The sequence below is a fragment of the Amycolatopsis orientalis genome (assembly GCF_000943515.2).
Lineage (GTDB): Bacteria > Actinomycetota > Actinomycetes > Mycobacteriales > Pseudonocardiaceae > Amycolatopsis > Amycolatopsis orientalis.
The window spans coordinates 6,065,319-6,085,509 of sequence record NZ_CP016174.1; the positions used below are offsets into that span (position 1 = coordinate 6,065,319).

The following is a 20,191-nucleotide window of genomic DNA, read 5'->3' on the forward strand; positions in this document are numbered from 1 at the left end:
AATGCCTACTGAGGAAAGGCCTACTGAAGGCTGCGCGCGAGGGCCCGGCCCGCGGCGCGGCCGGAGAAGATGCAGCCGCCGAGGAACGTGCCTTCCAGCGCGTTGTAGCCGTGCACGCCCCCGCCACCGAATCCGGCGACCTCACCGGCGGCGTACAGGCCGGGGAACGGCGAGCCGTCGGCGCGCATCGCCTGCGAATCGAGGTTCGTCTGGATCCCGCCCAGCGTCTTGCGCGTCAGGATGTTGAGGCGCACCGCGATCAACGGCCCGTGCGCCGGATCGAGAAGCCGGTGCGGCTTCGCCACTCGCCCCAGCCGATCCCCCAGGGTCCGGCGGGCGTTGGCGATCGCCATGAGCTGGAGGTCTTTGGAGAACCGGTTTCCGACCTGGCCGTCGCGCGCGGCGATCTGGCGTTCGATCTCCGCGGGTTCCAGCTCCGGACCGCGGCTGATCTTGTTCATGCCCGCGACGAGTTCGTCCAAGGTGTCGGCGACGACGAAGTCCACCCCCTGGTTCTTGAATGCCTCGACCGGACCAGGGGCGCCTTTGCCGCCGCGGCTGGTCAGCGTGCGGCGGAGATCCTTGCCGGTGATGTCGGGGTTCTGTTCCGACCCGGACAGCACGAATTCGCGGTCGATGATCGTCTGGTTCAGCACGAACCACGAGTAGTCGTAGCCGGTCGACAGGATGGCCTTCATCGACTGGTTGGTGTCGAAGCCGGGGAAGTTCGGGGCGGGGAGCCGCTTTCCGGTGGCGTCGAACCACATCGACGACGGGCCGGGGATGATCCGGATGGCGTGGCCGGGCCAGATGGGGTCCCAATTGTGCAAGCCTTCGGTGTAGTGCCACATCCGGTCGCGGTTGACCAGCCCGGCACCGGCTCGCTCGCTGATCGCGAGCATGCGGCCGTCGACGTGGGCGGGCACGCCGGGAATCATCGTCCGCGGGCACGGGCCGAGACGATCGGCCGGCCAGTTGGCGCGGATCAGGTCGTGGTTGTGCCCGATGCCGCCCGAGGTGACGAGCACCGCCTTGGCGCGCAGTTCGAAGTCGTCCACGCCGACCCGGGACGACGCCTTGCCCCTGTCCAGCTCCGACGGCTCCAGCACGGTGCCCCGCACCCCGACCGCGGCGCCGTCCTCGACGATCAGCTCGTCGACTTGGTGGCGGAACGCGAACCGCACCAGCCCGTCGCGTTCGGCCTCCAGCACCGGCTCGGCGAAGACCCGGACCACTTCCGGGCCCGTGCCCCAGGTCAGGTGGAACCGCGGCACCGAGTTGCCGTGGCCGTCCGCCGTGCCTCCCCCGCGCTCGGCCCAGCCGACCACGGGAGTGAACCGCAGTCCCAGATCGTGCAGGTACCGCCGCTTTTCCGTGGCGGCGAACCGGACGTAGGCCTGCGCCCACTGGCGGGCCCAGCGGTCCTCGTCGTCGCGGTCGAAGCCGGCGGAGTCCAGCCAGTCGCGCATGGCCAGCTCGTAGGAGTCCTTGATGCCGTTGCGCCGCTGCTCCGGGCTGTCGACGAGGAAGATCCCGCCGAGCGACCAGAACGCCTGGCCGCCCAGGTTGGCGCGGTTCTCCTGTTCGACGACCAGCACCCGGCGCCCGGCCTTGGTGAGTTCGTAGGTCGCGACGAGACCGGCGAGACCGGCTCCCACCACGATGACGTCCGGTTCTCCGGTCATGATCGGTTCCTGCTTTCGATGCTGTAAGCGGTGATGACGCGGCCGAACAGCTCGGCCCGGCGTTGCCACACCACGGGGTCGTCGGGTTCGGTGAAGCACTGGGCGGCGGTGCCGTCGTGCACGGCGATCAAGGCCTGCCCCAGCGCGTCCGGATCGGGCACGGTCCGGCAGATGCGGGCGAGCAGCGCCAGGAGCAACGGCATGAACGACGCGGCGATCGCCCGCTCCCGCGCGGCGATCACCTTCCGCAGCCCGGGTGTACGCAGGGCGTGCGCGGTGAATTCGGCGCTCACCCGGTACCACTCCTCGTCCATCGGGACGACCCGCAGTATCTCGCCGACGACACCGTCCACATCGGACACCGCCGGGAAGTCCCCTGCCTCGAACGCCTGGCGGGTACGGGCGATCTGCTCGGCGGACCGCTCTTCCCACATGGCCAGGAACAGCTCGTCCAACGACACGAAGTTCGAGTAGAACGCTCCCCGGGTGTAGCCGGCCTGAGCGCAGACCTCGTCGACGGTCGCGCGGCCGAATCCTTCCCTGGCGAAGACCTCGAGCGCCGCGTCCAGCAACCGGCGCCGGGTTTCGGCGCGTCGTTTGGTCACCCTCGGCTCACGGACCGGACCGGTTCTCTCTCGACCTGCGGTCATCACGCCTCCCGTTCGATACAAGAATGCATCGGATACATGAATGTATGCAACCGGGAGGATGGTGACCCGGCACACTGCCGTGGATCAGCGCCGCGCGACGGTCCGGTGGCGCAATGCCGGAACGAGCGCCCGCTGGGCGGCGAAGAGGGCGAGTCCGCCGATCGCGCACACCGACGCGAGCACGGTCGGCCCGGCCAGATCGAGCAAGGCGGTCCCCACCAGCGGGCCGAGCACCGCTCCCACACTCCAGGTGGTCGAGGCGAGGCCCATGTACCTGCCCCGCAGCGCGGCGGGGGCGAGGTCGGCGAAGGTGTCGCCGAACCGGACGGCGATGCCGATCTGGCCGAGTGTCCAGATCACGACCGATCCGGCGAAAGCCGTGGTGCTGTGGCTCAGGGCGCCGAGCGCGGCGCCGACCCCGACGAGCAGCATCGACACGGCCGACACCACACCGCCGTCGCGGCCGGCGAGCAACCGGACGGCCACCGGCTGGAGGATCACGATGGCGACGCCGTTCAGCGCCAGCACCGCACCGTAGGTCGTGGGCTGGATCCCGTTGCCCGTCATCAGCAACGGCAGCGTCGTGAACGTCTGCAGGAACAGGGTGAAGTAGCCGGCGTGGATCGCCATCATCGCGAGCATCAGCCGATCCCGCAGCACCACGGGCAGCAGCGCTCCCCGCGTCCGCGCCGATCCGGCCGGACGGGTTTCCGGAACCAGCTTCCAGACGATCAGCGCCGCCGCCAGTGAGGCCACGATGTTGGTCCAGAACAGCAGTCCGTAGCCATATGTGGCCAGGATCCCGGCCATGACCGTGGCGACCGAGAACCCGAGGTTCGCCGCCCAGTAGAGCAACCCGAACGCACGGATCCGTTGCCGCGCGGGCAGATCGGCCACCGCGGCCGATCCGGCCGGCCGGAACAGCTCGATGGTCAGCCCGATTCCGACCGCGGCGGCCCAGATCCCCGGCATCGAATCCGCCGAGCCGAGCGCGGCGAGCGCCACGGCGGCACCCAGATGCCCCACCAGCATCGTGTTGCGCCGGCCGATCCGGTCTCCCAGCCAGCCCCCGAGCAGCTGGGAGCCGATGTCCCCCACCCCGACGGCGGCGACCACCGCGCCGGCGGTCGCGGGCGAGAGGTGCTGCGCCTGCGTCAGGTACAGCACCAGAAACGACCGCACCACACCGCCCGCCCTGCCGACGAAGTGCGTTGCCGCCAAGGACCAGACCAGCCTGGGCAGCCCCAGGTTCGGCCAAGCCGGTCGGTTCAGGGCTGCCGGAGTGATCGTGCTCGAAGTCGTCATGGCTCTGACGCTAGGGCGGTAAAGCCATTGAAAAAAGCGATGATATTCGATGAAAGCCATCGCCAGGGCTTATGTTAAACCCATGGTGAACGTCGAACTGCGTCATCTGCGGGCCATGGCGGTGGTCGCCGAGGAAGGAACGTTCGGCCAAGCGGCCGTCCGTCTCGGCTACACCCAATCGTCGGTGAGCCAGCAGATCGCGGCGCTGGAGAAGGCCGTCGGCGGCGCGGTCTTCGACCGGCCGGGCGGGCCGAGGCCGGTCCGGATCACGCCACTCGGCGAGGTGGTCCTGGCCCACGGCCGCGATCTGCTGGCGAAGGCGACGGAGCTGACCGACGCCGTCGACCGTTTCCGCGCGGGCCACGGCCGGATCGACATCGGCACCTTCCAGAGCGTGTCGAACCTGATCCTGCCGTCCGTCATCAGCAGGCTGCTCGACGAGCATCCCGGCTGCGACATCAGGCTGTCCGACGTGAAACCCGAGGCCCCGCGGATCGGGGATCTCGACCTGCTGTTCCACGACGACGCGGTCGAAGGCGACGTCGAGCACGTCAAACTCTTCGACGAGCCGTACCTCCTGGTGACGAGCGCGGGCACGTTCCCCGACGGCCCGGTGCGGACGCGTCTGCTCGACGATGTCCCGATGGTCGCCTGGCCGCCCACCCACCATCAACGCTGGCTGGAGCGGACGCTCGCCCGCGCCGGCGCGCAGCCACGCTTCGTCTTCCGCACGACGGGCCACGAAACCATCCTGTCGATGGTGCGGGTGGGCATCGGCTGGGCCGTGCTGCCCTGGCTCGCCTTGCACGGTAACGACGCCTGGTCCGACGAGCGGCTCGGCATCCACCGGCTGAGCCCGTCGCCCACCAGGGAGCTGTCCCTGCACTGGCCCGCGTGGCGTACCGAGTCCCCGCTGGCGATCCGGGCACGCGCGATCGCCGTCGACGTCGCGCGGGCTGTCGCCGAGCAGATGTAGTCGCCGTCAACGGTGGTGAGGACGCGATCCCCGCGTGCGGTTCAGCTGATGAAGCCCGCCGACTTGAGCCAGTCGCGGGCGACCGTGGCGGGTTTCTGGCCCTCGACGCTGACCTTCCGGTTCAGGTCCGTGAGCGTCGCGGTGTCGAGCTTCTCGGCGATCGGCGTGAAGACCTGCTCCAGCTGCGGGTATTTCCGCGCGACACCCGTCGCGATCGTGATGGCGGGGTTGTACGTCGGGAAGAAGTGCTTGTCGTCTTCGAGCACGGTGAGGTGCTGCGCGGCCACGCGCCCGTCGGTGGAAGCGACCGAGCCGAAGCCGCAGGGTTCCCCCTTGCCGATGCTCGGGTAGACGACGGCGTCGTTGAGCAGGTGCACCTGCGGGTCGGGGAGGGTGAAGCCGTAGGTCTTCGCCAGTCCGGGGAACCCGTCGTCCCGGCTCTTGAACTCCGGGCCCATACAGGTCGAGGCCGCGGCCGGGTCCCGCTTCACCAGGGCCGCGTAGTCGGACAGCGTCTTGACGCCGGTCCGGGCCAATGTCGCCGGATTGCCGGCGAGGGCATAGGTGTCGTTGGCCGGCGAGCGGGCCCACCAGGTGACGCCGTTGGCGATGTCGGCTTGTTTGACCGCGTCGTACTGCGCCTGCGGGTCACTGATCGGCTTGGTCTGGTTGAGGTAGCTGATCCAGGCGGTGCCGGTGTATTCCCAGTACAGGTCGACAGCGCCGCTGGTGAGCGCCTGGCGGACGTTGCTCGAACCGGTGATGTTGGTCTTGTCCTGCGGGCTCGCCCCGGCCGCCTGCAGGGCGACGAGGGCGATCTGGCCGAGCAGCAGCTGCTCGTCGAACTCCTTGGAGCTGACCCGGAGCTGGGCGCCGTTCAGCGAGTCGATCTTCTTGATGGATCCCGCGCCCACCTGGGCACCGGTCTCGTCCTTGCCGATCGTGCAGCCGGCCGCGAGCGACGCCGCCGTGACGAGCGCGAGCATGGCGGCGGTCGTGCGCTGGAGCATCCGCATGGGTCGGTCCTCCTTGAAGTCGGTCGGGCTACAAGCCGCGCGGGTGCAGGAACTCCTCGGCGACCAGCCCCAGCCAGTCGACGAAAAGCGCCAGCGCGGCGACGATGATGCCGAAGGTCAGGCTCAGGATCGGGCGGTACAGGCCGATCCCGGCGACCAGCCCGCCGCCGAGACCGCCGCCGTCGATGAACGTCGCCAGCGTCGCGCTGGCGACGGTGAGCACCAGCGCGGTCCGGATCCCGGCGAGGATCACCGGAACTGCCAGTGGCAGCTCGATCCGCCACAGGATGGCCGTCTTGCCCATGCCCATGCCGCGCGCGGCGTCGACGAGGGTCGGGTCGACACCGTCGAGGCCGACGATCGTGTTGCGCAGCACCGGCAAGGTCGCGTAGACGACGAGCGCCGTCACCGCCGTCGCGGTGCCCGTGCCGATCCAGAGCGCGAGCAGCACGACGAGCCCGATCGACGGGATCGCCTGGCCGAGGTTGCCCAGCCCCAGGCCGATGGGCCTGGCCCAGCGGGCGCCGGCGCGGGTGAGCAGGATGCCGAGGGGGAGGGCGATGGCGATGGTGCACACCGTCGAGATCAACGTGAGCCGCAAGTGCTCGCCCAGTTCGGTGAAGATCTCGTCGGCGTTGAGAAAGCGCTGTTCGATCGAGTCGATCGGGTGCGCGCGCACGATTGCGAAGAGTGCCAACAAGGCAAGGATCAACAGGACCGGGCGCACCAGCAGCCCGAGCCGGCGACGGCGAGGCCGCGTGGACGCTGTAGTCGTTGCGAACGCTGCGGTCTCCGGGGCAGGCGCCTCCTCGACGTCCGGGATCGTTGGCGGAGGCGCCTCGTCTGGGGACTTGAGCGCCGCGACGAGGATGGGCAGGTCGCACACCCCCAGCGGCCGCGCGGTGCCGTCCTCGGTGACCACGACCTCGGTGCTGCCGGTCCGCACCATCACATCCAGCGCGTCGCGCAGGGTGGCGTCGGGCCGGACCTCCGGCAGACCGTCCGGACCGGCCACCTGCCGGAGGTCCAGGTCTCCCACCCGGATCAACGCGAGCCGCTTCAGATTCCGCTTCGAGCCGACGAAGCTCGCGACGTAGTCGTCCGCCGGCGCGGCGAGGATCGCCTGGGGCGTGTCGTACTGCGCGATCACCGACCGCGGCCGCAGCACGGCGATCCGGTCGCCGATCTTGAGCGCCTCGTCGAAGTCGTGCGTGACGAACACGATCGTCTTGCGCACTTCCCGTTGCAGGCGAAGGAATTCGTCCTGTAGCCGGGCGCGCGTGATCGGGTCGGTGGAGCCGAACGGCTCGTCCATCAACATGACCGGCGGATCCGCGGCCATCGCCCGCGCCACCCCGACGCGCTGCTGCTGACCGCCGGAAAGCTCACGCGGGTACCGGACGCCGTGCTCGCGGCTCAGTCCGACGACGTCGAGCAGCTCGCGCACGCGCCCGGCGACGCGCCGCCGGGTCCAGCCGAGCAGCCGCGGCACCACGCCGATGTTGGCGTCCACCCGCAGGTGCGGGAAGAGCCCGATCTGCTGGATGACGTAGCCGGTGCTGCGCCGGTGTTCGTCGAGGTCGAGCGCCGACACATCGGTGCCGCCGATCGTGACGACGCCCGCGGTGGGCTCGACGAGGCGGTTGATCATCCGCATGGTCGTCGTCTTGCCGCATCCCGACGGACCGGTCAACACGACGATTTCGCCCGCGGGGATCCGCATCGTCAGGCGTTCGACCGCCGGCACCGCTTGTCCGGGGTAGTGCTTGCTGACGTCCCGCAGCTCGATCGTCTCGCCGCCCGATCCGGCCACCTCCCCCGACGTCACCGTCCGGGCGGCACGGGGACGTCGCCGGGTGGTCAGCTTGCCGACCACCACGAAGGCCAGGTCGAACAGCAGCGCCAGCACCATGATCCCCAGCGTTCCGGTGAGAACCTGGTTCAGTGAGTTGACCGAGCCGAACCGGCCGAGCCCGTCGAAGATCTCGTTGCCGAGACCGGGACCCTTGACGTACGCGCCGATGGCCGCGATGCCGATCGTGATCTGTGTCGAGACCCGGATGCCGGACAGGATCACCGGCCACGCGAGTGGCAGGCGCACGCGCCACAACAGCCGCGCGCGGCCCAGCCCCATCCCGCGCGCGGCGTCCACCACGGCCGGGTCGACGCCGCGCAGCCCGACGATCGTGTTGCGGGTGATCGGCAGGAGCGCGTAGAGCACCAGCGCGCACAGGACATTCGTCAGCCCCAGCCCGAACGGGCCGATCAGGATGCCCAGCAGCGCGATGGACGGGACGGTCAGGAACGCCGCCGTCGTCGTGGTCGCGATCGCGCCGAGCCACCGCCGCCGGTAGGTGAGCAGACCGATCGTCATTCCGACCAGCACTGCCAGCGCCATCGCCGCCAGGGTGAGATCCACGTGCAGGATCGCGTCGTTCACGACGTCGATCCAGTTCTCGCGGAGGTACTCCGACAGGCTCAGGGCGTCGCTCCTCGACGTCGCAGGGCGGAAAATCGCCGACCGAGTCGGGTTCGGCCGAGTCTCAGCCCAACATGTCCGCGGGGCTCCTGTCCACAGTTCGACGCGAGTTGTCGCTCAGGGTGAGGGGTGTGTGGGAATGGAGACGTTCACCGTCCCGATTTCCACACACCCCTCCCATCCCCACCAGTCCGGCCGGTGCGACCGGACCAGTCACGCGGGACCGTGTGGATTTCTGGACATCCAACGCCCCAAAATCCACACACCCAAAGCCCTCAACCCGGTACGGCAGAAGGCGCGTCGCGAAGGACCCCTTTGCGACGTTCACCTCCTCAAAGGGGTCCTTCAGGACACCGCGGCGAGCAGCCGGACCGGTCACGCCGGACCGTGTGGATTTCTGTTCATCTAACGGAACAAAATCCACACAGCCAGGGCGCTCGACCCGGTACGGCAGAAGGCGCGTCGAGCAGCCGGTCGGCCGCGCTGTCACTCAGGGTCAGGGGTGTGTGGAAATAGAGACGTTCACCGTCCCTATTTCCACACACCCCTCCCATCCCCACCAGTCTGGCCGGTGCGACCGGACCAGTCACGCGGGACCGTGTGGATTTCTGGACATCCAACGCCCCAAAATCCACACACCCAAAGCCCTCAACCCGGTACAGCAGAAGGCGCGTCGCGAAGGACCCCTTTGCGACGTTCACCTCCTCAAAGGGGTCCTTCAGGACACCGCGGCGAGCAGCCGGACCGGTCACGCCGGACCGTGTGGATTTCTGTTCATCTAACGGAACAAAATCCACACAACCAATGCCCTCGACCCAATGCCACACCAGGTCACTGAACCACCGCCGCGCACAAAGACGACGGCGTCACCGATGAGAAATCCTTCGCCCCATCGTCGGTTCCGGTAGCACCCGCACACCGGTGGAAGGATTGACGACCATGACCGATGCCAGCCCGCTGGGCGCCGACGAGGCCACGTTCATCGCGATGGCCCGCTCAGGCGACACGGCGCGGTTCGCGCTCCTCACCGAGCGCCACCGGCGTGAGCTGCAGGTGCACTGCTACCGGATGCTCGCGAACTACGAGGACGCCCAGGACCTCACGCAGGAGACGTTCCTGCGGGCATGGAACAAGCGGGAGTCGTTCAGGGGCAACGCCTCGCTGCGGACCTGGCTGTACCGGATCGCGACGAACGCCTGCCTCGACTTCCTGGACAAGCGCAACGACCGCACTCCCGTACCGATCGAGCTGCCGGGCTCCGGCTCCGAGGTGCTGTATCTGCAGCCATACCCCGACCGGATGCTCCCCGAAGACCCCCAAGAATCGGTGGTGGCGCGGGAAACGATCGAGCTGGCGTTCATCGTGGCCGTCCAGCACCTGCCGCCGCGGCAGCGGGCGGTGTTCATCCTGCGCGACGTCCTCGGCTGGCCGGCGCCGAAGGTCGCCGGCGCCCTCGAACTGACCGTCGCGTCGGTGACCAGCGCACTGCAGCGGGCGCGCGTGACGATGCGCGAACAGTTGCCCGGCCGCCGCCTCGACTGGCGCGGCCCCGCCACCCACGAGCTGTCGAAGGACGAGCGCGGCGTGGTGAAGTCGTATATCGACGCCCATGAGCGCAACGACCTCGACGGGCTGATCTCCCTGCTGCGCGAAGATCTGCGCTTCGCGATGCTGCCCGAGTCGGGCACCTCGACGACGACGGCCAAGGACGCGGTGGACGGCTGGGTCTCCGGCGGGCTGTTCCAGCACGGCCACGACGACTGGCGTGGTATCGCCACGACGGTCAACCGCATGCCCGCCGCCGCGCTGTACCTCCGCACCCCCGGCGATCCGGAGCACCGGCTGTTCGCCGTCGCGGCGCTGCGCATCGTCGACGGCAAGATCGCCGAGCTCACCGGATTCGACGCCACCGGCAAACCATGGCTGGGCCTGCCCCCGGCACTGTGATTCCACCATTTCCGGCATGACCGGGTCTGGGCTTTCCATCTCGGTTCGCGGCGAAGAACGGCGCAATTAGTCGACTGCTTGCGCAGGGTCAGTCCCGCGAGTGCCGAGCCGGAGCCGTCAGCCGAGGGCGTCGAGCAATTCGCGCTCGCGCTCGGCACTAAGGCCCGCGCGCCTTTCCCGGTCCAAGCCCTGCTCCCGTTCCCAGCGCAGTGTGTCGGCCAGCATCTCCTCCCGGGGCCGGTGACGCAGTCCCGCGGCGCGCGCCGAGGACCCGTCCCGGGCCGACCACCCTTCCCAGCCCGGCTCGACCAGCCACATCGCCAGCGATTCGGGCCCCATGTACTGGGCGACTCCGTTGGCGAGCAGCCAGGCCGAGCCGGCGTGGACGACCGGACCGGTGTGCCCGCCGACGGCGCGGGACAGCCCGATCCACTCTTCGAACGGAACGACCGGGCCGACGGCGTTGTAGGTGCCGGTGGTTCCCGTCTCCGCGGAATCGAGCAGCCAGCAGGCGAGGTCCCGCACGTCGACCACCTGGGTGGGGATGGCCCGTGTGTCGGGGACCAGCATCGGCCCTCGCGGATCGCGTGCGGCACGGGCGACCCAGTAGCCGGAACGCCCGGTGTGGTCACCGGGCCCGCCGATGAGCCCGGCTCGGGCGATGAGCAGGCGGTCGCCCACGGCGGCCGTGGACGCCTGCTCGCAGGCGACCTTCGCCTCGCCGTACAACTCGTGGCCGAGCTCGCTCCGGACGGTCGGGGCGAGCAGGGCCGCGGACTCGTCCGCGCCCAGCGCGGCATGGGAGGCGTAGACGTTGCCAGACGAGACGTACACCCAGTGCCCGGCCTTGCCGCCCAGCACGTCGAGCGCTCCGCGGACGAAGCCCGGCTGCCATGACACCTCGACGACCGCGTCCCATACCCGGTCGAGCAGTGGCTCGTACGCCGACGGATCACGCCGGTCGGCGACGACCAGCGTCGCTCCGTCCGCGACTTCTCCGCTCTCGCCACGCGCGAGGCAGGTCACCCGATGGCCGCGTTCGATCGCCTGCCGCGACAGCTCCCGAGCCACCCAGGCCGTTCCACCCAGAACCAAGATCTCCATACCCCCACACAAGCACCGGATCCGCTCCCCCCAGGCGGATTCGCTGACAGCGGACGTCCACCTAGCCAGATTGTCAGACAATATGGCAATATTGCGCCCGTGAAGGACCCGATCACCGGCCTGGGTGCGAGCATTCAGCGGCAGAGCACCACCGACCAGGCCGCCGAAGCCCTCCGGCAGGCCATCTTGTCCGGACGGCTGCCGCCCGGCATGCCGCTGCGCGAAGCCGCCCTTGCCACGGAGCTCGGCATCTCCCGCAGTACCGTCCGCGAAGCCGCGCGGACCCTCGCGAGCGAAGGACTGGTCAGCCACCAGATGAACCGCGGCATCGTCGTCGCGGACATCACCGGGCCGGACATCGCCGATATCTACGCCGCCCGCACCTCCGTGGAACTGACCGCTGCCGACGCCCTGACCAGAACCCGGGACCCGGAGATCTACGCGAAACTGGCCGACCTGGTCGACCAGATAGAACAGGCCTTCGCCCATGGCGACGTCACCGCCGCGCTCGACGGCGACCGGCTCTTCCACACCACCCTGGTCTCGGCCACCGGCAGTCCCCGGCTGCGCCGCTTCCACGCGCAGCTCCAGCAAGAGCAGCGCCTCGCCCTGGCACTGGCCGAGCGCTCCCGCCGGGAACTCGGCCGCCTCACAGACGACCACCGACAGCTGCTGGACGCGCTGCACGGCAGCCCGGAAGAAGCCCGGGCGGAACTCACCGCGCATCTGCGAGCCGGCGCCGCCGAACTGCGACGGCTGCTCGACCTGCTCGCCCATCGGAACGAAAGAGAGACACCTCGTGGCTGACCACGGCACCCCCGGCACCTGGGATCTGATCGTCACGCCCTGGCACCTCGACGAGTACATCCCGGCCTTCCCGATCCCCGCGACCGCGACCGCGGCTATCCGCCCGGCCCTCCCCGCCGGCTCCGTCGCCGCCCGGATGAGCCTGCTGCACCAGGCGGCAGCCGACGTGGTGACGCAGGCGGCCAGGCCCCTGGTGCTCTCCGGTGACTGCCCCACCTCCCGCGCGGCGGTGGCCGCGCTGCAGCGTCGCCATCGCGACCTGGCCGTGCTCTGGCTCGACGCCCACGGCGACTTCAACACCCCAGCCATCTCCACCAGCGGCTACCTCGGCGGCATGGCACTGGCCATGCTGACCGGCCGCACGCCTGACCTGTTCGACGAGACGCTCGGCCTGCGGCCCATCCCCGATACCAGCGTCGTGCTCGCCGACGCCCGCGACCTCGATCCCGCCGAGCGGGACTCCCTCACCACCAGTCACGTCCATCGCGTGCCCGCCGACCCCGCCGCGATCACCTCCGCCCTCGGCAGGCTCGGCCCCGTCCCCGTCTACCTGCACCTCGACATCGACGTCATCGACGGCGCCGAGCTGCCCGGCGCACGCTTTCCCTCCGGCCCCGGACCCTCCCTGGCTCAGATCGGGGAATGCCTGGCCGCCGCCTGCGCCTCCGCCGACATCGCCGCCGCCTACCTCGCCTGCGCGTGGCTCCCCGAACACGTCAACGCCCAGAACAGCCGTCAGACGATCACCCGCCTCACCGCGGCACTCGGCGCCGGACTGACCTGGCCCGAACCCGCAGACGGCTGACCGTCCGGCTACTGGGAGACCCGTGGGGCCTCGCGGAGGATTCGCCAGCACAGATAGACGCACACGCCGGTCGCGGGCGCGCCTCCCACCAGCGTGGCGGCGACCCCGAGCGGGACGACCGCTTCGGCCGCGTACAGCGGCACCAACGCGGCCGTGGCGATGACGAACTTGGCCAGGAACACCGCCGTGCACAGGTGATAGCGCCGCCGCTGCGGTCGATCACGGCGCCAGGCGAGGCGATCCCCGCGCAGCTTCCCCATCACCAACCCGATCATCGGCCAGCCCACCAGCATGGACACCAGGAAGAGCACCCCGCCGCCCGCCTGCCAGAGGACGGCGACGAGATAGAAGTCGGCCGCCTGTCCGGTGCTTCCGGCCAGCAGCGCGGACACGCCGACCACGATCAAGCCGATCGCCGGCTGCCAGGCCTTACCGCCGGTGCACAGCCGCACCACCGCCAGCACGACCACGCCGCCGACCGCGACCAGCGCGGCCGTCAGCACCTGCCCGGTCACCAGATACGCGACGAGGAACAGCGCTCGCGACGCGACACCTTCGGCGACCGTGCGCCAACCACCGATCGCGCTGAACAACGACAACGACTTCCGCGACAGCATGCCGAGGCTCATGCGCTCGCCTTCGCCGCGGCAGGCGTGAAACCGGTGCGGCGCATCGTGTCCTCGAAGGCGCCGATCGCGCCGAGCAGATCGAGCCTGCCGTGGTACGCCTCGACCAGCGCGTCGCACAGGTGGTGCGCGTCCTGCATCGCCAGGTTGCCACCGAAACCCGGGGCCAGGTGGATCGCGTCGCCGATGACCGTCACCGGACCGGCGGGCCACACGGGCGGCGGTGGGATCATTCCGCCGCGCAGCACCACCGTGGCGTCCGGCCACGCCTCGACGACGACCGACCGCAGGGCCGCGGGCAGCTCCACGGTCAGCTCCTCGGCCCGCTGCCACACCGGCGCGGAGCCGAGCCGCTCCTGTGTGGTGGGCAAGGCCCACATCACGTAGTCCTCGATCCCGGCGACCGCGCTGTGCGGCAAGGCGGGCAGCCACCGCCGCCGTGCCGCCAGGGGCGGTTCGGTGAACCGCAGGACCCCCACCACCATCATCGTGCCGTCCACGTGTGCGCCGGCCGGGCTGTCGCCGACCAGCGCGGGCAGCCCGGTCGCGGCGACGGCGCGAAGCGGGGTCGCGCCCATGATCATGCGTTGTCCCGTATCCACCACTCGCACGCCGGGCAGGAACCGGCGGCGGACCGCCGATCCGATCCCGTCGGCACCGACGAGGACATCCGCGGTGTCCGTGCGACCGTCGGCGAACCACACCCGGACCGTGCCGTCGGCGCACCGCTCGAACCGTGTGAACTCCGCCCCGAAGCGGACCACGTCGGCCAAGCCCGTCAGCAGCACCGCCCGCAGCAGCGGCCGGTGGACCTGCCGTCCGGGCCGGGCCCGGCCCGCGACGCCGTCGCACGGCAGTGCGCCCGTGACGGCGAGTTCCCCGTCCACGGCGCCCAGCGTCAAGGCCTGTTCACGGTGTCCTCCCATGGTGGCCTCCACCATCGCGACCTGCGCCGGAGGCAGGCACGCGCGCAGCGCCGAGGCGCCGCGGTCGTCGACGTGCAGGCTGATGCCCTGCCGGCGCCCCGACGCCCCGTCTCGCTCGTACACCACGACGTCCACTCCTGCCCGGCGTAACCCGTGAGCGAGCGTCAACCCGCCCAGACCGGCACCGACCACGATCACTCTCATCTCGCACCCCATTCTTCATCACCTGATGAAGAACACACTAGGGCGGATTCCGATAAAACTCCACCAGGTGATGAAGAAAGGGGTGTTAGGCTGCGGAGGCGATGACGGAACACGATGACCGCCGCCGCCCCGGACGCTGGCGGTCCGGCGCGGAGAGCAAGCAGCGAGTCCTGCGGGTGGCCCGCGAACTGTTCGACCAGAACGGGTACAGCGGCACGACCGTGCGCGCGATCGCGACCGCGGCGGGGGTCGACCCGGCGATGGTGTTCTACTTCTTCGGCACCAAACAGGGCCTGTTCGGTGCCGTCATCGAAATGTCCGAGCATGTCCCGCCCGCCATCGAGTCGATCTTCGACGGCAGCCTCGACACGATGGGCGAGCGCATCGTCCGGACACTCGTGGAGAACCTCGACAAGTCCGACCGCGCACCGCTGGTCATGCTGACCAGATCGGCGCCCACCGATCCGAAATCCGAAGCGCTGCTGCGCGAATTCATCGACCGGGAGATCACCGGCAGGCTCGCGGCCCTGCTCGACACCCCGGACGCCACGCGGCGGGCGGCCATGGTCAACGTCCAGATCCTCGGCCTCGCGGTGGCCCGGCACATCGTCCGTGTCGAACCGATCGCCTCGGCGTCCGTCGACGAGCTGGCCACCATGTTCGGCCCGCTCGTGCAGCAGTGCCTGACCGGACGCACTCCGCCATCGTGAATGGCCGCCACAGCAAGGAATCGAAGGCCTTGACTTCAAGTCGACTGGAGGTCCGAGACTGGGCTCATGACCATCTGGATCTGCGGCACGTGCGGCGTCGAACATCCCGATACCGCTGAACCCCCGGCCGGTGTCTGCCGGATCTGCGCGGACGAACGACAGTACGTCCGCGAGTCCGGCCAGTCCTGGACCACTGTGGACGAACTCGCCGCGAACCCGCACAAGCTGATCCACGAAGAACCGGAGCCGGGTATCCACCGCCTGCACCGCGAACCGGAGTTCGCGATCGGCCAGTGGACGTATGTGGTCCAGACCAGTGAGGGCAATCTCCTGTGGGACCCGCCCAACGTGCTCGACCGGCCGCTGCTCGACAAGATCGCCGAACTCGGCGGAGCCGCGGCCATCGTCGCGAGCCATCCGCATATGTACGGCTCACAAGTGAGCCTGAGCCACCACCTCGGGAACGTCCCCGTACTGGTGCATTCCGCCGACCGGCGATGGGTGCGGCGGGAAGACCCCGTGATCCGTGAATGGAGCGGTACCGAGCACATCCTGCCCGGGATCACGCTCATCGAAGCGGGCGGGCACTTCCCTGGCGCCGCGGTCGCCCACATCGCCACCGGGAAAGGTTCACTGCTGGTCGGCGACACCATCGTGCCGGTGGCCGCCCCGGGGTGGGTGACCTTCATGCGCAGCTACCCCAACGCGATCCCGTTGTCGGCCGGACTGGTCCAGCGGATCGTGGACCGGCTCGAACCCTACGAGTTCGAACGGCTCTACGCCTTGACCGGCGGCACTCTGCGAACGGAGGCGAAGGCGGCCGTACGCCGTTCCTCCGAGCGCTACCTCGCCTGGATCAGCGGCGCGAACGACCACCTTGGCTGATCCTGGTCCGGGGTGCCAAGTGAGCCGGATGTCCCGTGCGCCTCGCCAGGGACGCTCAGTGTCTCAAGCGTGGCGCTCGCGACCCTCTCGCGGCTTGGTGCCCGCGTCCATGAAGGACCGAAGAGGCTTACGCCGGTAGGACATCCGCGATCGCCTGGATGACCTTCGCCGCGTGCTGGTCGAGGTAGAAGTGCCCGCCGGAGTGCACGGTGAGCGAAAACCCGCCCGTGGTGTGCTTCTCCCAGTCGCGGGCCTCGTCGACGCTGACCTTCGGGTCACGGTCGCCGATGTGCGCGTGCACCGGCGTCGCCAGCGGCGGTCCCGGTTCCCAGCGGTAGGTTTCGGCGGCGGTGTAGTCGGTGCGCAGTGCGGGAAGGACCATGCGCAGCAGCTCTTCGTCGGCGAAGATCTGCGAGTCGGTGCCGCTGAGTTCCTTCACCGCGCGGATCAAGGCGGCGTCGTCCTGCAGGTGGACGCGCTCGTCCCTGGCCCGGCTCGGGGCCACGCGGCCGGACGGGAACAACGCCACCGGAACGGAGCCCGCGGCCTCCAATCGGCGTGCCACCTCGAACCCGACACTGGCGCCCATCGAGTGTCCGAAAAGGACGAACGGGCGATCGAGCCAGGGGGCGAGCACGGCCGCGACCGCGTCGGCGAGGGCGGGAACGCTGGTGAAGGCTTTCTCATGACGGCGATCCTGCCGTCCGGGGTACTGGATCGCGAGCACTTCCGCCTTGCCCACCAGGGTTTTCGACACCGGCAGGAAGTAGCTCGCCGAACCACCCGCGTGCGGGAGGCAGACGACGCGCGCGGGCGCGGAGTCCCACTGGTGGAACCGGCGGACCCACAAGCCGGCATCGCTTTCTTTGACAGACATAGGTAGCCCCACTCCATGGCAGCCGGGCAGCGCGCCGCGCTGCCACGAAAATTCGGTTGCTTCCCCAGTTCCCCAATGGCTCGACATCGAGCTTCTTTCGCACCGTACCACAGGAAACCGGCAGCGGGACCTTCCGAGAAACCGTGCTCACAGCGGAAAGTCCCGGCGCGCGAATGGGGCGAAAAGGCGCCGCCTTCCGGCGAATCTGTGGGTCCCGCCGGGATTCACCGGAGCCATCGGACCGGAGGGTCGGCCTGGTAGGTACACGTCGAGCCGGTGGTGACGGTTTCGCGCAGATGCGAGGCCAGCGCGGGATGGCGGTCGTCGAGTTTGCGCAGTGTGTCCCGAATGCGGGCGGTGACGGTCTTGCGTGCGCGCTCGGCCTCGTCCCCCAGCCGCCGGGGCCTGCCGGTGAGCCCGGCGGCCGCGCGCAATTGACCCAGCAACGCGTCGCGTTCCTTGTCGGCTTCGGCCGCGCGGTGGAGGTCCCCCACTTCGGTCGCCTGGTTGATGAGCGCGTCGAGTTCGGCCAGCCGGACCTTGTACCTCGACTTGGCCGTCTCGTCGAGGATCTCGTCCGCGCCGAGCAGCAGCCCCGAAATCGCGCCACCGGAGAGCAGAACCGTTGCGGGCACGGCCGTTCCGGGTGCGCCGAGCAGGGTGTGCAGGTCTCGGAGCCCCTTGGTCGCGGGCATGTGGATGGTGCGGCCCGCGTAACCCAGCCGCCAGACCTCGCCGGTGTGGCGGAACTCCGCGTCCGGACCGCGAGCGGCCGCGCGGATCCGCCGGGCGCGCTCGGCCAGGCCGTGCATACCGATACGGGTGGCTTCGGCTTCGACCTCGTCCAGCAGGGTCGATCCGGCGTCGAGATCACCTTCCGACCTCCTCGCCAGTAAGGCGTTCGCCAACCCCGCCCTGGCTTCGAGCGACCAGGGCAACGCGGAGAGCAGGTCCGCCTGGCGGCGGGCCTCCCCGAACCCGGCGATCGCGGCGTTCCAGTCGCCCCCCGCGGCGTCCAATGCGGCGAGCCACAGCGCCACGGGCCCGCTGACATCGCCGCCGTGCAACGAAACCAGCCAAAGCCCGCGGAACGGCCGGAGCCCGGCACGCGCCCTTTCACCCAACGCGGGGTCCGCCGTCGCGGCCGCGATCTGCGCCAGGAATCGCAGCCACAACGGCATCACCATCCGTGGGAACGGCTCGGGTCCCTCGGGCACTTCGGCGAGGAAACGCAGCGCGGAGTCGTGATCCCCCGCCTCGACCGCCGTGACGGCTTCGATCAGCTGCGGGAACGGGTAGTCCCGCCTGCCGAGTGACTCGTGCAGCCGCGCGAGTTCGCCGAACCGGCCCTGCTGCAGCAGCAGTGCCCAGCGCAGGTGGTGGACCATGAACGCCGCGTGCTGGTCGCTCACCGCGTCGAGCAGCTCCTCGGCCTCGGCGAAGTGGCCGGCGAGGGTCGCGGCGATACTGCGGTCGGCCAGCGCCACCGCGCCGGCCTCCGGCCCGCCGGAGCTCGCGGCCAGCGCCACGAACCTGTCGAGATAGTCCGCGTAGCGAGGGTCTCCGAGCTCCAGCAACGCCACCCAGCGCAGGTCGGTCGCGTAGTGCTCCATTTCGACGTCGGCGGTCCGGCGCGCGGTTTCCGTCAGCTCCGCGGCCAGCCGTTCCCGTTCGACCGCCGTGCCCGGCCCCCACAGGAGGTCGTGCTGCGCCGAAAGCCCGAATCCCAATGCCTCGTCGTCACCTTCCCGCCGGGCGAGACCGGTGATCCGTTCGGCGATCCCGTTCGCCAGCACCGCGGCCGCCGGCCGTCCGGGAAGTTCGCCGAACAACCTGCCGTGCGCCTCCGCGAGCAGTGCCTCGTCCGCGCCGGGGCCGCGGTACAACGTGAGCGCGGCCCTGGCCATCAGCTCGGGATCGTCCAGCTTCCTGGCCAGCGTGGCGGCTTCCTGGAACACCGGCCACGCCAGGCCCTGTTCGCCGGCCAGCTGGAGTTCGTGCGCGAGGTCCAGTGTGATCTTCACTCGCGCGCGCTGATCGTCGACGAGTTCGAGCGCCCGCCGGTAGTGCCGTACCCGTTCCTCCGACGCGAGCTTGCGCCCGGGATCCCGGGCGGCGGACAGCAGGTACCGCAGCGCGCGCCCCCGGTCCAGCCGCGCTCCCGCGTGGTAGACGTGGTGCGCCAGTTCGCCGGAAAACCTGCCTCCCGCCCAGCCCGGCACCCGCGCGTAGGCCTCGACAGCCGCCAGGTGCAGCCCGCCGATCTCGTCCTCACCGAGCTGTTCGCACAGCGTCTCCCTGACGACCCCGTGCACGAAGGAGAACTGGCCGTCCTGGCCGCCCACCAGCAACCGGGCCCCGATCGCCGTGTCCAGCAGCCTTTCGACCCGGAGCGCCGGGTCACCGGTCATCGCGGGCAGCAGCTCGGACTGGAACTCCAGGCCGAGCACCGCGGCCGCGGACAGCGTCCGGATCACCGGCGGCGGCAGGCTCGCCAGGCGGGCACGCACGGTCTCCGCGATCCCCGGGGCGATCGCCGTGGCGGACCCGGTGCTCTGCCGGAACCGGATCGTCTGCTCGACGAAGGCGGGATTGCCGCCTGTCCGCCGGTGCAGGGCGGCCACCTGACAGTCGTCCGGCGGTCCACCGACGAGCCGGGTCATCAGTTCGCCCACCTCCGCCCGACTCAGGCCGGTCAGCGGGACGACCCTCGCCCTGGCGACCAACGGTGCCAGCGCGGAGCCCGGCCCGGGGTCACGGCAGGCGGCCAGCACCACCACCCGGTCGAAGGCGGTGTGCCGGGCCACGAACTCCAGCACCCGTAAAGCGTCGGGACCGGCATGGTCGAGGTCGTCCAGCACGAGCAGGAGCGGCCGGTCGCGGGCGAGCGCGGCGATCCGGCTCACCAGCACGCCGGGATCGTCTTCGGCTGCGACAGGGGTCCCTGGCAGTGCCTGAAGCACGCGCTGCCAAGGCCAGTGCCCGGCAGCCGGGCCCGGCTGCCAGCAGGAGGCGGTGGCCACCAGGGCACCGGATTCCGCCGCCTCGGCGGCCGCGGCCGCGAGCAGCGCGGTCTTGCCGATCCCCGCCTCGCCGGTGACCAGGAACAGGGCGCCCTGGTCGCCGGCGATCGCGGCGCGCAGCAGCCCGGCGGGCCCGGCGCGCCCGATCAGGTCCGAGTCCATGACC

At 70.1% G+C, this 20,191-nt stretch carries 16 protein-coding genes and 2 pseudogenes; 6 read left to right on the plus strand and 12 right to left on the minus strand.

Annotation, left to right across the window (positions count from 1 at the left end):
* Positions 1 to 20: 20 nt before the first annotated feature.
* From SD37_RS26520 to SD37_RS26530, 3 genes are all read right to left on the minus strand, one after another.
* On the minus strand, positions 21 to 1,685 hold the full coding sequence (locus SD37_RS26520; RefSeq protein ID WP_065912988.1) for an FAD-binding dehydrogenase: 1,665 nt from the start codon (positions 1,683 to 1,685) through the stop codon (positions 21 to 23).
* Complete coding sequence (locus SD37_RS26525) at positions 1,682 to 2,335, minus strand: TetR/AcrR family transcriptional regulator (protein ID WP_044849858.1); 654 nt, start codon at positions 2,333 to 2,335, stop codon at positions 1,682 to 1,684. The genes SD37_RS26520 and SD37_RS26525 overlap by 4 nt, the downstream gene beginning before the upstream one ends.
* Positions 2,336 to 2,419: 84 nt before the next feature.
* Positions 2,420 to 3,640: an MFS transporter gene (locus SD37_RS26530; RefSeq protein ID WP_052674805.1), complete on the minus strand. Its 1,221-nt coding sequence runs from the start codon at positions 3,638 to 3,640 to the stop codon at positions 2,420 to 2,422.
* An 82-nt stretch (positions 3,641 to 3,722) separates the two neighbouring features.
* Here SD37_RS26530 and SD37_RS26535 point away from each other — a divergent pair, with 82 nt between their 5' ends.
* Positions 3,723 to 4,616, plus strand: a complete 894-nt coding sequence (locus tag SD37_RS26535) for a LysR family transcriptional regulator (protein WP_044849859.1) — start codon at positions 3,723 to 3,725, stop codon at positions 4,614 to 4,616.
* 41 nt (positions 4,617 to 4,657) lie between these two features.
* On the opposite strand, the gene SD37_RS26540 is transcribed toward SD37_RS26535, so the two are convergent.
* The 4 genes and pseudogenes from SD37_RS26540 to SD37_RS43905 all read right to left on the minus strand — a co-directional run.
* Positions 4,658 to 5,632, minus strand: coding sequence for a glycine betaine ABC transporter substrate-binding protein (locus SD37_RS26540; RefSeq protein WP_044849860.1), 975 nt, complete (start codon positions 5,630 to 5,632; stop codon positions 4,658 to 4,660).
* Between the two features lie 28 nt (positions 5,633 to 5,660).
* Positions 5,661 to 6,518: an ABC transporter permease gene (locus tag SD37_RS43895; RefSeq protein ID WP_418189829.1), complete on the minus strand. Its 858-nt coding sequence runs from the start codon at positions 6,516 to 6,518 to the stop codon at positions 5,661 to 5,663.
* Positions 6,519 to 6,521: 3 nt separating this feature from the next.
* Positions 6,522 to 7,445, minus strand: a pseudogene (locus SD37_RS43900) (ABC transporter ATP-binding protein); the annotation flags it as partial.
* Positions 7,446 to 7,511: 66 nt separating this feature from the next.
* A pseudogene (locus SD37_RS43905) lies at positions 7,512 to 8,030 on the minus strand (ABC transporter permease); the annotation flags it as partial.
* 1,020 nt (positions 8,031 to 9,050) lie between these two features.
* On the opposite strand from SD37_RS43905, the gene SD37_RS26550 reads away from it, so the two are divergent.
* Complete coding sequence (locus SD37_RS26550; protein WP_044849861.1) at positions 9,051 to 10,058, plus strand: RNA polymerase subunit sigma-70; 1,008 nt, start codon at positions 9,051 to 9,053, stop codon at positions 10,056 to 10,058.
* 117 nt (positions 10,059 to 10,175) lie between these two features.
* Here SD37_RS26550 and SD37_RS26555 read toward each other — a convergent pair whose 3' ends face one another.
* Complete coding sequence (locus SD37_RS26555; RefSeq protein WP_044849862.1) at positions 10,176 to 11,162, minus strand: Rossmann-fold NAD(P)-binding domain-containing protein; 987 nt, start codon at positions 11,160 to 11,162, stop codon at positions 10,176 to 10,178.
* Positions 11,163 to 11,261: 99 nt separating this feature from the next.
* On the opposite strand from SD37_RS26555, the gene SD37_RS42800 reads away from it, so the two are divergent.
* A complete protein-coding gene (locus SD37_RS42800) occupies positions 11,262 to 11,969 on the plus strand; it encodes a GntR family transcriptional regulator (protein WP_052674807.1) in 708 nt (235 codons plus the stop codon).
* Positions 11,962 to 12,774 carry an arginase family protein gene (locus SD37_RS26565; RefSeq protein ID WP_044849863.1) on the plus strand — a complete coding sequence of 271 codons (813 nt, stop codon included), beginning with the start codon at positions 11,962 to 11,964 and terminating at the stop codon, positions 12,772 to 12,774. Before SD37_RS42800 ends, SD37_RS26565 begins: the two co-directional genes overlap by 8 nt.
* A gap of 8 nt (positions 12,775 to 12,782) precedes the next feature.
* Here the strand turns inward: SD37_RS26565 and SD37_RS26570 are convergent, their stop codons facing one another.
* Both SD37_RS26570 and SD37_RS26575 read right to left on the minus strand, forming a co-directional pair.
* Positions 12,783 to 13,403 carry a DUF3159 domain-containing protein gene (locus SD37_RS26570; protein ID WP_044849864.1) on the minus strand — a complete coding sequence of 207 codons (621 nt, stop codon included), beginning with the start codon at positions 13,401 to 13,403 and terminating at the stop codon, positions 12,783 to 12,785.
* Positions 13,400 to 14,530, minus strand: a complete 1,131-nt coding sequence (locus tag SD37_RS26575) for an FAD-dependent oxidoreductase (RefSeq protein WP_044849865.1) — start codon at positions 14,528 to 14,530, stop codon at positions 13,400 to 13,402. Before SD37_RS26575 ends, SD37_RS26570 begins: the two co-directional genes overlap by 4 nt.
* A gap of 101 nt (positions 14,531 to 14,631) precedes the next feature.
* Between SD37_RS26575 and SD37_RS26580 the strand changes: the two genes are divergently transcribed.
* Together SD37_RS26580 and SD37_RS26585 are read left to right on the plus strand one after the other, a co-directional pair.
* A complete protein-coding gene (locus tag SD37_RS26580) occupies positions 14,632 to 15,240 on the plus strand; it encodes a TetR/AcrR family transcriptional regulator (protein ID WP_044849866.1) in 609 nt (202 codons plus the stop codon).
* A gap of 66 nt (positions 15,241 to 15,306) precedes the next feature.
* Complete coding sequence (locus tag SD37_RS26585; protein ID WP_044849867.1) at positions 15,307 to 16,125, plus strand: MBL fold metallo-hydrolase; 819 nt, start codon at positions 15,307 to 15,309, stop codon at positions 16,123 to 16,125.
* Positions 16,126 to 16,252: 127 nt separating this feature from the next.
* Here SD37_RS26585 and SD37_RS26590 read toward each other — a convergent pair whose 3' ends face one another.
* Both SD37_RS26590 and SD37_RS26595 read right to left on the minus strand, forming a co-directional pair.
* On the minus strand, positions 16,253 to 17,002 hold the full coding sequence (locus tag SD37_RS26590) for a thioesterase II family protein (protein WP_044849868.1): 750 nt from the start codon (positions 17,000 to 17,002) through the stop codon (positions 16,253 to 16,255).
* A 224-nt stretch (positions 17,003 to 17,226) separates the two neighbouring features.
* A complete protein-coding gene (locus tag SD37_RS26595; protein WP_044849869.1) occupies positions 17,227 to 20,187 on the minus strand; it encodes an AAA family ATPase in 2,961 nt (986 codons plus the stop codon).
* Positions 20,188 to 20,191 lie beyond the last annotated feature (4 nt).